Source organism: Streptomyces sp. NPDC058291 (assembly GCF_042880855.1).
Classification (GTDB): domain Bacteria; phylum Actinomycetota; class Actinomycetes; order Streptomycetales; family Streptomycetaceae; genus Streptomyces.
In genome coordinates, this window is sequence record NZ_JBHVYK010000074.1 from 1 (window position 1) to 12,778 (window position 12,778).

Consider the following 12,778-nt stretch of genomic DNA (forward strand, 5'->3'; position numbering starts at 1 on the left):
GAGCAACATGTCCGGGCCACCCCGCAGGCCGTCGTCGGCGGTCCGGCACGACGGTCGGCCGGCCTCCCCCGCCCCGGGGCACGACGGCCGCCGCCCTCCCCGGACCGGCCGCACCCGGTCGACGGTGGCGAGGGCGGCGGCAGCTGTGCGCCGTGCTCCGCGAGCCTCCCGGCCGTCAGGCCGTGGGCTGCTCCTGCTCGGCGTGGTCGTCGCTCAGCGCGGCGGTCAGGTAGCCGACGATGTCGCTCACCGTGGGGTAGTTCCACAGCAGGGTGGCCGGCAGCACGATGCCCAGATCGCGTTCGAGCGCGACGCGCACGGCCGTGGCGAGCAGCGAGTCGACGCCGGCCTCGGTCAGCGACCGGTGCAGGCCGACGGCGGCGGGCTGGACCCCGAGCACGGCGGCGACCCGGGCCCGGACCTCGTCCAGCAGGTAGGCGACCAGTTCGTCGCCGGACAGGCCGACCCAGTCGGGCACCTCGGCCGGCTTCCCGGCGTCGCCCCGGGCGAGTTCGGCCAGCAGCGCGGGCCGCGGACCGGTGTGCCCGTGGCGCAGGCCGAGCACGGCCACCAGCGGGCTCGCCGGGTGCGCGACCGTCTGGTCGAAGGCGCGCAGCGCCTGCTCCGGGGCGATGTCGGTGGTGCCGCGGGCCGCGAGCTCCGCGTCGGTGGCCTCGGCCGAGGTGGCCATGCCGAGGCCGCGCCAGCTGGTCCAGGCGAGCGACACCGTCTCCTGGTGGCCGGCGCCGCGCCGGTGCGCGGCGAGCACGTCGAGGAAGGTGTTGGCAGCCGCGTACGCGGCCTGGCCGGGCAGGCCGAGCAACGGGCCGGCGGAGGAGAACAGCACGAAGAAGTCCGTGGATCCCGGCGGGAACAGCTCGTGCAGCACGAGCGCGCCGTCGACCTTGGGCCGCATCACCGCGCGCAGGTCGTCCTCGGCCAGGCGGTGCATCAGGGCGCTGTGCACGGTGCCGGCGGCGTGTACGACGCCCCGGACGGGCGGCAGGTCGAGCGCGTCGAGCGCCGCGCGGGTCGACACCGGGTCGGTGATGTCGGCCGCGACGGTGCGGACCGTGACGCCGGCCGCCTCCAGCCGCCGCAGCGCCCCGACCCGGGCGTCGTCGTCCGACCACCGGGCCCGCGGCGGCACGGGGGTGCGGCCCAGGAGCACGATGCGTCGCGCGCCGCGCTCGGCCAGGTGCCCGGCGAGTTCCAGGCCGAGCACGCCGAGACCGCCGGTGATCAGATACGTGCCGTCGGGTCGGCAGGCGAACGGCTCGTCGTGCGGGGCGGGTTCGGCCGGCACCAGCCGCGGCACCCGGACGCCGTCCTCGGCGACGGCGACCACGGGCTCGGCGGGCCTGAGGTGCAGCAGGTTGAGCAGCAGCCGGGCGCTGCGCTCACCGAGCGGCCCCGCCGCGAGGTCGACGACACCGCCCCAGAACTCGGGGTGCTCGCTCGCGGCGACGCGGCCCATGCCCCACAGCGGCGCCTGGGCGAGCGCGTCCGGCGAGAGCGCCTCGCGCACGCCGCCGGTCAGGCACCACAGCAGGGGCTTGCGGCCCGGCAGCGCGGCGACCTCGGCGACGAGCCTGGCGAACTCGACGGCTACGTCGGCGGCCCGGGCCACGTCCACGCCGGCCGGTATCCCCGGTGCGAACAGGACGTGCTCGGCGTCGGCGAGAGCCGTCCGGTCGATGCTCACGGTCGCGCCGTGCGCCGCGGCCTCGGGCACCAGGGAGCGGGCCAGCTCGGTCGGTCCGAGCACCAGTACCGTGCGGCCGGTCAGCGTGGTCTGCGCGGTCGGGTCCACCGGGAACGACTGCCACGTCACGTCGAAGCGGCCGGCGCCCAGGCCCTCGTCCGACAACTCGCCCTCCAGCTCGCCGTAGTGGAGCCCGCGCAGCGAGAGCCACGCCTCGGCGTCGTCCCCCTCGCCGCGGATGTCGACGTGCACGGTGGTGGGACAGTCGGCGTCCTGCCGTACGGCGATGGTCGCCCGGCGCGGCGCCGCTCCGGTCCGCGTGACCTGGTCGATGTGGGCGGGCATGCGCAGCACGGCGGGGCCGGGAAAGACGACCGACGCCATGGACAGCGCGGCGTCCAGGACCGCCGCCCAGCTGCGGTCCATGGGGGCGCTCGCGACGGCCGTCAACGCGCCTTCGCCGCGGCGCAGTTCGTCGATCGTCCAGGGATATCCCATGTCGGCCACGCCGAGCTCGGCGAGGCGGTCGACGACGTGTCGGCCGTCGAGCGCCTCGCGCGCCTCCACCGTGACGGGCTCCACCGGCTCGGCGGCGCCGACGGTGGCCAGGGTGTGCGTGGCCCACGCCGTGTCCGGGGCGCCGAGGCCGCGCGAGACGAGCCGCAGTGCCGTGCCCTCGCGCACGATCTGCACCTCGCGCGTCTCCGTCTGCGGCACCACGACCGGCTGGCGCAGCCGCACGTCGCTCAGGTCGTCGGTGTGGCCCGCGGTGAGGAAGGTGTTGATCAGCACGGCGGCCGGCACGATCTCCGTGCCGAGGACGGGGTGGCGCCGCGGGTAGGGGCGGGTGCGCAGGTCGAGGGTGGTCTGCCAGACGCGGGTGTGCGAGCCGTGCACGGCGGTCTCGAAGCCGAGCAGCGTGTCGACCGGCGGCTGCGTGCGGGTACGGGCGTCGACCCAGTGACGGTCGTGCTGCCACGCGGTCGTCGGCAGGCCGGCACGGCGGCCCGCGGGCTGCAGGACCGACCAGTCGACCGGGACGCCGTGGCAGTGCAGCCGCGCCAACGAGGCGAGCAGTGTGCTCCGTTCGGGCTGGTGGCGGCGCAGGGAAGGGGTGACCAGGGCGCCGGGCACAGGGGAGACGACCTCGGCGATCGAGTGGCTGACCACCGGGTGCGCGGAGATCTCCAGGAACAGCCGGTGACCGTCCTCGACGGCGGCCTGGACCGCCTGGTGGAAGCGGACCGGGTTGCGCAGGTTGGCCGCCCAGTAGCCGGCGTCCTGGCGGCGGCCGCACCGCGGGTCCTCGACGGCGGTGAGGTACACCGGCACCCGCGGTGTGCGCGGCTCGAGGTCGGCGACGGCGGCGGCGAGGTCGGCCGCCGCCTCGTCCATGTGCGGACTGTGGAAGGCCACGTCGGAGTCGATGCGGCGGACGGTCCAGCCCGTTGCGGCCCAGGCCGCGGCGGCCTCCTCGACGGCCGGGACGTCCCCGGCGACGACGGTGGACGACGGGGCGGCGGCGATGGCCGCGCACAGCCTGTCGGTGGCGCCGATGCGTTCGCGCACCTCGTCGAACGGCCGGTCCACCATGATCATGGCGCCCTGACCGGCGACCTTGCGCAGCAGCACGGAGCGGCGGCAGATGAGCCGTGCGCCGTCCTCCTCGCTCAGCACCCCGGCGGTGACGGCGGCGGCGATCTCGCCGACGGAGTGCCCGATGATCGCGCCCGGGGTCACGCCGTACCGGCGCCAGACCGCCGCCAGGCCGATCTGGACGGCGAACAGCATGGACTGGATGACGTCCACCGAGTCGAGGTCGCCGCTGGTGAGCACCTGACGCGGGGTGATGCCCATCTCCTCGGCGTAGACCGGCCCCAGCCGGTCGATCGCCGCGGTGAACACCGGCTCCTCGTCGAGGAGTTCGCGTCCCATGCCCGCCCACTGCGCGCCATGGCCGGAGAAGACCCACACGGGGCCCTCCACCGGGTGCGCGCTCTCGCCGGTGACGACCTGCGGATGCGGCTCGCCCTCGGCCAACGCGGCCAGGCCCTCCGCGAGTTCGCGCCGGCTGCCGGCGACGACGGCGGCGCGGGCGCCGAGGTGGGCGCGGCGGTGCGCGAGAGTGTGACCGATGTCGGCGAGCGCGTGGCCGTCGAGCGTGCCGGCGAGGCGCCGGGCCTGTGCGGCGAGGCCGGAGCCGGTGGCCGAGGACAGCGGGTACAGCGTCGGGGCGCAGGGCTCGGCGGTCGCGGTTCGGACGGCGTCCGGCGCGCGAAGCGCGGGCGCGGATCCGGCCGTCCGCGTCGCGGGCGGGGCCTGTTCCAGGACGACGTGCGCGATGGTGCCGCCGTAGCCGTAGCTCGCCACGCCCGCGAGGCGCGGGCGGCCGGAGTCGGGCCACGCGGTCGGCTCGGTGACCAGGCGCAGCCCGGAGGTCTCCCACGGGATGTCCCGGCGCGGGCCGCCGACGGACAGGGTCGGCGGGATGACGCCGTGCTCCATGGCGAGCGCGGTCTTGATGAGGCCGGCGATTCCGGCGGCCGCCTCGCAGTGCCCGATGTTGGTCTTCACGGAGCCGATGAGGCAGGGGCGCCGGCCCTCGGGCCGGTCGCCGACGACCTGGGCGAGGGCCGCCGCCTCGATGGGGTCGCCGACCCGGGTGCCGGTGCCGTGCGCCTCGACGTAGTCGACCTCGCCGGGGGCGACGCCCGCCGCCTCGTAGGCCTTGCGCAGCAGGTGCGCCTGCGCCGTGGGGCTGGGCGCCATGATGCCTTCGGTGCGGCCGTCCTGGTGGACGGCGCTGCCGCGGATCAGGGCGAGGACGCGGTCCCCGTCGCGGACGGCGTCGGACAGGCGCTTGAGCACGACGACGCCGCAGCCCTCGCCGCGGCCGTACCCGTCGGCGGCCTCGTCGAAGGCCTTGGAGCGGCCGTCCGGCGAGATCGCACCCGCCAGGTCGAGCACGGTCGTCAGTCCGGGGCCCGCCATCAGCATCACCCCGCCGGCGAGCGCCACCGGCACCTCGCCGCTGCGCAGGCTCGCGCACGCCTGGTGCACGGCGACGAGCGACGACGAGCAGGCGGTGTCGACGGCGAGCGACGGGCCGCGCAGGTCGAGGGTGTAGGACACGCGGTTGGGCACGCCGCACAGCGAGGAGCCGATGCCGGTCCATGCCTCGACACCGGGCAGGTCCTCCAGCAGGCGGCGGCCGTAGTCGTCGGTGCCGACGCCGATGAACACGCCGGTGTCGGTGCCGGCGAGGGACGTGGGCGGGATGCCGGCGTGTTCCAGGGCCTCCCAGGCGACCTCCAGAGCGATGCGCTGCTGCGGGTCGAGCTGGCGCGCCTCGGTCGCGGAGATGCCGAAGAAGGCGGCGTCGAAGCCGGAGATGTCGTCGAGGAAGGACCCCCGCTGGGTCACGCGGGTCAGGACGGCCGCGTTCTCCCGGGACAGTGCGCGCTGCGGCGCCCACCGGTCCTGCGGTATCGGCCCGGACGCGTCCTGCGCGTCCATCAGCAGCTCCCACAGTGCCTGCGGGGAGTCGGCGCCGCCGGCGAAGCGGCAGCCGACGCCGACGACCGCGATCGGCTCGGACGGGCTGGGGGACAGGGGGGACAGCTCACTCATGGAGTCACCGCTCACGGTTCGATGCCGATCTCGGGGGACGACGTGGGAGTTCTCTCGCGGACGGCCTGCGGGCGCGAGGGAAGGGGAAGGTCCTGGTCTGGGGGCATGCGCGGCGGGCGTCAGAAGTACATGACCGCCTTGTCCCAGTCCTCGCCCTCGGCGAAGAGGTAGCGGGCCTTGAGGATGTCGCGCCGGGCGGTCAGCGCCTCCGTGGGCACGAGCGTGCCCTGGGGCAGGCCGGTGATCCGGTGCGGGACGCCCAGTTCCCGGTCGAGGGCCGCGCCCAGTTCCTTGACGGCCCGGTCGCGCACCGCCTCCGGCGCCTCGAACTCCAGTCGCAGGACGTCGGAGTGCGCCATGGCCCGCCAGAACATCACCTCGTACTCGATCGGGAGGGAGAACACCAGCTCCTCCAGCCGCTGCTGGGTCACGACGGCCGAGCCCACGGTGTGTTCGGCGCCGGCCCGGCCGAGCACCGTGACGGTCGGCAGCAGCCACCCGCACGCGCACGCCCCGGTGGACACCTCGACCTCGTCGGCGAGGTTGTAGCGCAGCAGCGGCATCGCGTCGCGGTACAGCGGAGTGACCACCATCTGGCCGCGGCCCTCGGCCGACAGCGCGCCGGTCTCCGGGTCGTACACCTCGAAGACGGCGCGGTCGGCCCACAGGTGCATACGGCCCTGTGGGCACTGCCCGGCGATGGTGCCGGTCTCGGTGGAGCCGTACTCCTCGACGACGGGGATGCCGCCCCAGATCTCGCTGAGGCGCCGACGGCGGACCTCGGTGAGCGGTTCGGCGGCGGTGAACATGGCGCGCAGGGCGGGGAAGTCCTTGTCCGGGCGCAGACCCGCCGCCTTGGCGGCCGCCGCCAGCATGGTGATCTCGGTCGGATTGCACCAGGTGAGCGTCACGTCGAGCGACGTGAGCACACGCACCATGCGCGAGAGCGGGGTGGCCAGCGAGCGGGCGTCGCCGGGGACGACGGTCGCTCCGCGCAACCGGCCTGCGGCCTGCGCGAGATGGCCGGTGATGACCAGGCCGTAGGGGGTGCGGACCAGGAAGGTGTCCGAGGGGTTGATGCCGACCCACTTGCGGGCGTACCGCTCGGCGAGGTCGGTCCAGTCCTCCTCCGTGTAGTACGAGGCGGTGGGCTCGCCGGCGGTGCCGCTGGACTCGTGGTAGGTGGCGAGCCGCTCGCGCTCGACGGCGAGCATCCCGAACGGGTACTGGTCGCGCAGGTCCTGCTTGGTGGTCAGCGCGATGCCCGCGAAGTCGTCCGCGCCGCGCGGCGGGGTGACTCCCTCGTAGCGGGCCGCGTAGAACGGCGACCGCAGCGCCTGCGCGAGAACCCTCGGCAGCTGGGACCGTTGCAGTTCGACCAGTTCGGCCGGGGTCGACCAGTCACCGGGTTCCGGACGCGAACGCGACATCGGTATCTCCCTCGTGTGTGCCCTGGGTTGTGTCCTGCGGATCGGCTCGCGGATCCGCCCGGGACGGCGGGGCGGTGGCGCACCCCCCGCTCACCGGCGTTCGCCTGGTGCTGTCTGGTGATCCGGACGGCTCCGGGAGGACAGGACCCGGCCGCGCTGCGGATCTCACCCGGCGGCTGCGCAGGGAGCAGCACATCAATTCGGCCAGGACGACGGCGCGAGTAGTCGCCACTCAATTCGGCCACCGGGGCGCCACTGCCCCGGGCGCTCCCCCGGTTCTCCACCAGTGCTCCACCGGTGCTGCACGGCCGGCGCCCTCACGTCGCACAGGCGGCGGCGGCGCGTGCTTGAGTGCCGCCCACTCATGAGGCCCGGCAGCCCCGGTGGTGTGCTTGCCGCCGATGCACCACCCCGTCCGCCGCACCCCGCACAGCACGCCCCGGCAGTGCGGCGCCCGCCGGATCCGGGGCGGCCTCGGCCCGGATCGACCCGGATCACCGCGGCCGGGGCGCTTTCCCCGTACGTCCGTGCCGCCACGCAGCGCCAGCACCCGCCCGGACCAGCACTCGCACCCGGGCACGAAGGACACGAAGGAGTCGGCTCGATGAGGACTGCGAACCTGTATCTCGCCGGGATCGGCAGCCACCTGCCGCCTCTGTTCCCGGCCGAGCGTGCGGTCGCCGAGGGACTGTACGACGAGGAGGCGCGCCAGGCCTCCGGCATGCGGTCCGTCGCCGTGAGCGAGTCGACGCCGGCCCCGCAGATGGCGATCGACGCGGCCAGGGCCGCACTGGCCCACTCCGGGCACGGCCCGGACGACATCGGCCTCCTGCTGCACAGCTACACCCATCACCAGGGCCCCGACGGCTGGTCGGCGGTGCACTACGTCCTCAACCGGACGATCGACCGTCCGGTGCCCGCCGTGGAGATCAAGCAGGGCTGCCTCGGCATGCTGGCCTCACTGGACATCGCCGCCAACCGCCTGATCGCCGACCCGACGCACGAAGCCGCCCTGATCACCACCGGCGACAACTACTCCACCCCCGGGGTGGACCGCTGGCGCGCCTCGGGTCTGTTCGTGCTCGCCGACGCGGGCTCGGCCGTGGTGCTGTCGCGCCGGTCCGGTTTCGCCGAGTTGCTCGCCCTGGACTCGCTGTCCGACTCCTCCATGGAGATCCTGCACCGCGCCGGCGAGGAGCTGTTCCCGCCCGGCGTCACGCGCGGCCGCGGGCTGAACTTCGCCGAGCGCGCCGAAAAGGTCCGCGAGCAGTGGGCGGCGGGCCAGGCCCCGCCCATCAAGAACTTCGGCGACCGGGTGGCGGAGGTCGCCGAAAGGGCCCTGCACAAGGCCGAGGTGAAATGGGACCAGATCGTCCGGGTGTGCCATGTCGGCTTCGGCCGTCCCGCCCTGGAGGCGATGTTCCTGCTGCCCCTCGACGTCCCCGACGACAAGGCGGTCTGGGAGCACGTCAGCACCATCGGGCACACCGGCGCGGCCGACCTCTTCCTGGGCCTGGAGCATGTGTGGCGCACCGGCCAGGTCGGGCCCGGCGACCATGTCCTGCTGATCGGCGCGAGCACGGGAATGGAGGCCGGCGCCGCCGTCGTCCGCATCACCGAGTCCGCCCCCACGGCCGGCTCCCCGGCCACCGGCTCCTCGTCCACGCCGCCGTCCTCGTCCACCACCGAGTCCGAGTAGGAGCGACGACATGCTCGACGGATTCACCCCTTGGCCCGAGGACGTCGCACGCCGCTACCGCGACCAGGGCGTCTGGGAGGGCGAGACCCTCGGCACGATGCTCCGCGAGGCCGCGCGGTCGTACGGCGCCAAGCCCGCCCTGATCCACGGCGGCCGGCGCGTCAGCTACGCCGAACTCGACCGCTGGGCCGACCGGCTGGCGGCCGGGTTCGCCGCGCACGGCCTGCGCGCCGGTGACCGTGTCGTCGTCCAGCTGCCCAATGTGCCGGAGTTCGTGGCGATCGCCTTCGGGCTGATGCGGCTGGGCGTCAAGCTGGTCTTCTCGCTGCCGGCGCACCGGGTCACTGAGATCGTCCATCTCGTCCGGCTGAGCGGCGCGGTCGGTTACCTGGTGCCCGAGACGCACCGCGGCCACGACCACCTCGAACTGGCCCGGCGGGTCAGGGCCGAGACCGACACGCTCACCTCCCTGTTCGTGCTGGGCGCCAAGACCGACGGCTTCGTCTCGGTCGCCGAACTCGAGGCGGCCGCCGCCGACCCGCAGCCGCTGCCCGAGCCGGACGCGTCGGACGTGGCGTTCTTCCTGCTGTCCGGCGGAACCACGGCTCTGCCCAAGCTGATCCCGCGGACCCACGACGACTACGTCCACATGTCCCGGCGCGCGGCCCAGGTGTGCGAGCTCACCGAGGACGACGTGTACCTCGCCGTGCTGCCCATCGAGTTCAACTTCGCCTTCGGCTGCCCCGGTCTGGTCGGCACGTTCCTCACCGGCGGCACCGCGGTCCTCGCCGACACCCCCAACCCGCTGGACTGCTTCCCGCTGATCGAGCGGCACCGGGCCACCGTCACCGCCATGGTGCCCTCGATCATGACGTTGTGGCTGGAGACGGCCGAGTGGGCCGAGGAGGACCTGTCCAGCCTGCGCCTGGTGCAGGTCGGCGGGGCCCGCATGACCCGTGAGTTCACCTCGCGGATCCGGCCGACACTGGGCGCCGCGCTGCAGCAGGTGTTCGGCATGGCCGAGGGTCTGCTCACCTTCAGCCGGCCGGACGACCCGGCGGAGTCGGTGCTCACCACGCAGGGCAAGCCGGTGTCGGAAGCCGACGAGCTGCTGATCGTGGACGAGGACGGCAGGCCGCTGCCTCCCGGCGGGGTCGGCGAGCTGATCACCCGCGGCCCGTACACGCTGCGCGGTTACTACCGGGCGCCCGACCACAACCGTCGCGCGTTCACCGAGGACGGCTTCTACCGCAGCGGCGACCTGGCCCGGCTCACCGAGGACGGCGACCTGGTCATCGAGGGCCGCATCAAGGAGACGATCATCCGCGGCGGCGACAAGATCGCCGCGGGCGAGGTCGAGGACCTGCTGCTCGCGCACCCGGCCGTCGCCGCGGCGGCCGTGATCGGCGTGCCCGACGCGTTCCTGGGCGAGCGGATCTGCGCCTACCTCGTCGCCGAGGGCCCGGAAGTGTCCCTGGCCGACCTCAAGCAGTCCGTGCACGCACAGGGCGTGGCCGACTACAAGCTGCCCGACCTCGTGCGCTACGTGCCCGAACTCCCCCTGACCCCTCTCGGCAAAGTCGACAAGAAGGCGCTGGCCGCACACGCCGCGTCCGAGCAGGAAGGCTGACGTGGACACCTCTCCGTTCCCGACCGAACACGAGCTGCGCGCGATCGTCGCGCCCGTGCTGGGGATCGAACCCGGCCGGATCGAGCCGGACGCCAACCTGGTCCTGCTCGGGCTGAGTTCGCTGGAGATCATGCGGCTGGTCGGCCGCTGGCGCAAGGCGGGCGTCCCCGCGCAGTTCGACGCCCTGGTCGCCGCACCGACCCTGAGCGGCTGGACCGCCCACTTCGCTTCGCTGGCCGCGACCGCGGCCACCGGTCCCGGGGCGGCGTGATGGGCGCCCTGCTGATCACCGGCGGCACGGTCTACACCGCCGACGCGCAGGAGTCCGTGCACGAGCGCGGCGCGGTCCTGATCGTGGACGACAAGGTCGCCGCCGTGGGCCCGGCCGCGCAGGTCGAGCAGAGCGTGGCCGCGCTCCCGGCGGCCGAGAGGTCGCGGCTGCGCACCGTCGACGCGAGCCGGATGATGGTGCTGCCCGGCTTCGTGAACGCCCACTGGCACGAGATGTTCGCGATGGGCTTCACCATGCGCGGCGCGCTGCGCCCCGTCTCCGACCGCGCGGACCAGGCCGCGTTCATGGCCGGCGGCGGTGACATGCACCAGGTCTCCGGCACCTTCGACCGCTTCGACGGCCTGATCGAGGCGATGACGCCGGACGAGGCGCAGGCCATCGCCGAGTACTCGATGTGGATCCAGCTGCGCGGCGGGGTGACCACCCTCGGCGACATGGGCTCGCTCAACCGGCCCCTGTCCATGGTCTCCGCCGCCCGCCGTCTGGGACTGCGCTTCTCCGCGAGCACCTGGGCGAGCGACGCCGTCTGTCCGCCGGACCGCTCGCGTCATGTGCGCACCCGTGACACCGACACGGTCCTCGCGGGGTTCGAGTCGCTGCTCGGCGCGGTCGCCACGGACGTCTCGGGCCGCATCAGGTGCCGCCCGAACATCTCCTACGTCACCAACATGACCGACGAGCTGGCGCGCGGCATGGCCGACCTGGTCGCCCGGCACGACCTGCCGTTCGCCACGCACGTGGGCGCGCTGCGCAACGAGGTCGAGGCGATGCGCACGTACTACGGCGAGACCGGGCTGCGCCGGCTGGACGAGGCGGGCCTGCTGGACGACCGGCTGATGGCCGGGCACGCCGCCTTCCTGGACGGGCACGAGCAGAAGCTGATGCTCGCCGCCCGGGCGCACATCAGCCACTCCCCCGGCAAGTACGGCCCCTCCGGCGAGTCCTCGCTGACCGAGACCGGGGTGGTGCCGGCCCTGCGCCGGGCCGGACTGGACGTGTCGCTGTCGACGGACGCGGCCGCGCTGCCCGGCGCCGGCATGGCCGAGACGATGCGTGCGGCCTGGCAGATGTACAACGAGATGAGCGCCGACCCGACCGAGGTGCTTCCCACCGACGCCCTCGCGATGGCCACGCGGATCGCGGCCAAGGGCCTGCGCTGGGACGACGCCGTCGGCAGCCTGGAGCCCGGCAAGCAGGCCGACCTGCTGCTGGTGCCCACCGACGACTGGCGCTATCTGCTCAACCCGCGGCCGCTGGAGAGCTTCCTGTGGCTGGCCGGCTCCGCCGACGTGGACACGGTGATCGTCGGCGGCCGCACCCTGGTGGCGAACGGCAGGGGCGTGGAGGTGGACGAGGCGGCCCTGCGCGACCGCTATCTGGAGGCGCTGCGGGGCTTCACGACGCGGGCCCTGCGCGTCCCCACCGAGGCGGTCGACGCGGCCCTGGGGAGGGTGGCCCGATGAGCGCTTTCGCCACGACGGGCGGGGGGCCGGGCGCCCGGTGGCCGGGTGCGGCGGACGACGCGTCCGGCGCCCGGTGGTCGGGGACCGCGGTGGTGACCGGGGCGGCCGGCGGCATCGGCGCCGCGGTGGCCCGCGCCCTGGCGGCCACCGAAGTCCCCGTCGCCCTGCTGGACCGGGAAGCCTCCCCGCTGTGGGAACTGGCCGACGAGCTGGGCGGATCGCCCGGGGGCGCGCTGGCGGTCCCGGTGGACGTCACGGACAGCGCCGACGTCGACGCCGCGATCAACAAGGCGGAAGCCCAACTCGGCCCGATCGCCTACCTGGTCAACGGCGCCGGCGTCCTGCACAGCGGGCCGGCGCCCGAGCTGAGCGACGAGGAGTGGGACGCCACGCTGGCGGTCAACGCGGGCGGCGTGTTCCGGGTGAGCCGGGCGGTGGCGCGGGTGATGATCCCGCGCCGGCGGGGCTCCATCGTCACGATCGCCTCCAACGCGGCCTCCACCCCCCGCACCTCGATGGCGGCCTACGCCGCGTCCAAGGCCGCCTCCATGATGTTCACCAAGTGCCTCGGTCTGGAGCTGGCCCGGCACGGCATCCGCTGCAACACCGTCGCGCCGGGATCGACCCGGACCCCGATGCTGACCGCGCTGCAGGGCGACGCCGCCGAACGGGCCTCGATCGACGGGGTGCCCGAGGCCTACCGGGTGGGCATCCCGCTCGGGCGGATCGCCGAACCCGCCCATGTCGCCGATGCGGTGCTGTTCCTGCTCTCCGAGCGGTCCGGCCACATCACCCTGCAGGACCTGACCGTGGACGGCGGCGCGGCACTGGGCGTCTGACCCCGGGCTCCCGCAGGCCGCGCGCCGTCCCACACCACCCAGCCATCCCCCTCCAGGACCGGCCCCCAGACGGGCCGCCGCCCGGACCCC

7 protein-coding genes are annotated in these 12,778 nt (G+C 74.4%); 5 read left to right on the plus strand and 2 right to left on the minus strand.

Annotation, left to right across the window (positions count from 1 at the left end):
- Positions 1–175 precede the first annotated feature (175 nt).
- Positions 176–5,335 carry an SDR family NAD(P)-dependent oxidoreductase gene (locus ACFVYK_RS29090; RefSeq protein ID WP_389779154.1) on the minus strand — a complete coding sequence of 1,720 codons (5,160 nt, stop codon included), beginning with the start codon at positions 5,333–5,335 and terminating at the stop codon, positions 176–178.
- Positions 5,336–5,454: 119 nt separating this feature from the next.
- On the minus strand, positions 5,455–6,765 hold the full coding sequence (locus ACFVYK_RS29095; RefSeq protein WP_389779156.1) for a phenylacetate--CoA ligase family protein: 1,311 nt from the start codon (positions 6,763–6,765) through the stop codon (positions 5,455–5,457).
- A gap of 604 nt (positions 6,766–7,369) precedes the next feature.
- Between ACFVYK_RS29095 and ACFVYK_RS29100 the strand changes: the two genes are divergently transcribed.
- From ACFVYK_RS29100 to ACFVYK_RS29120, 5 genes are read left to right on the plus strand one after another with little or no spacing between them, the layout of a single operon-like run.
- Positions 7,370–8,464, plus strand: a complete 1,095-nt coding sequence (locus ACFVYK_RS29100) for a ketoacyl-ACP synthase III family protein (RefSeq protein ID WP_389779158.1) — start codon at positions 7,370–7,372, stop codon at positions 8,462–8,464.
- Positions 8,465–8,474: 10 nt separating this feature from the next.
- Positions 8,475–10,094, plus strand: coding sequence for a (2,3-dihydroxybenzoyl)adenylate synthase (locus tag ACFVYK_RS29105; RefSeq protein ID WP_389779160.1), 1,620 nt, complete (start codon positions 8,475–8,477; stop codon positions 10,092–10,094).
- Position 10,095: 1 nt separating this feature from the next.
- Positions 10,096–10,365 carry a phosphopantetheine-binding protein gene (locus ACFVYK_RS29110; protein ID WP_389779162.1) on the plus strand — a complete coding sequence of 90 codons (270 nt, stop codon included), beginning with the start codon at positions 10,096–10,098 and terminating at the stop codon, positions 10,363–10,365.
- Positions 10,365–11,849 carry an amidohydrolase family protein gene (locus ACFVYK_RS29115; protein WP_389779164.1) on the plus strand — a complete coding sequence of 495 codons (1,485 nt, stop codon included), beginning with the start codon at positions 10,365–10,367 and terminating at the stop codon, positions 11,847–11,849. Before ACFVYK_RS29110 ends, ACFVYK_RS29115 begins: the two co-directional genes overlap by 1 nt.
- Positions 11,846–12,688, plus strand: coding sequence for a 2,3-dihydro-2,3-dihydroxybenzoate dehydrogenase (locus ACFVYK_RS29120; protein WP_389779166.1), 843 nt, complete (start codon positions 11,846–11,848; stop codon positions 12,686–12,688). Before ACFVYK_RS29115 ends, ACFVYK_RS29120 begins: the two co-directional genes overlap by 4 nt.
- The last annotated feature ends 90 nt before the right edge of the window (positions 12,689–12,778 follow it).

Excerpts from the sequence above, each read along its gene's own strand:
- ACFVYK_RS29090 (WP_389779154.1), bottom strand. The coding sequence starts at position 5,335 with ATGAGTGAGCTGTCCCCCCTGTCCCCCAGCCCGTCCGAGCCGATCGCG.
- ACFVYK_RS29095 (WP_389779156.1), bottom strand. The coding sequence starts at position 6,765 with ATGTCGCGTTCGCGTCCGGAACCCGGTGACTGGTCGACCCCGGCCGAA.
- ACFVYK_RS29100 (WP_389779158.1), top strand. The coding sequence starts at position 7,370 with ATGAGGACTGCGAACCTGTATCTCGCCGGGATCGGCAGCCACCTGCCG.
- ACFVYK_RS29105 (WP_389779160.1), top strand. The coding sequence starts at position 8,475 with ATGCTCGACGGATTCACCCCTTGGCCCGAGGACGTCGCACGCCGCTAC.
- ACFVYK_RS29115 (WP_389779164.1), top strand. The coding sequence starts at position 10,365 with ATGGGCGCCCTGCTGATCACCGGCGGCACGGTCTACACCGCCGACGCG.
- ACFVYK_RS29120 (WP_389779166.1), top strand. The coding sequence starts at position 11,846 with ATGAGCGCTTTCGCCACGACGGGCGGGGGGCCGGGCGCCCGGTGGCCG.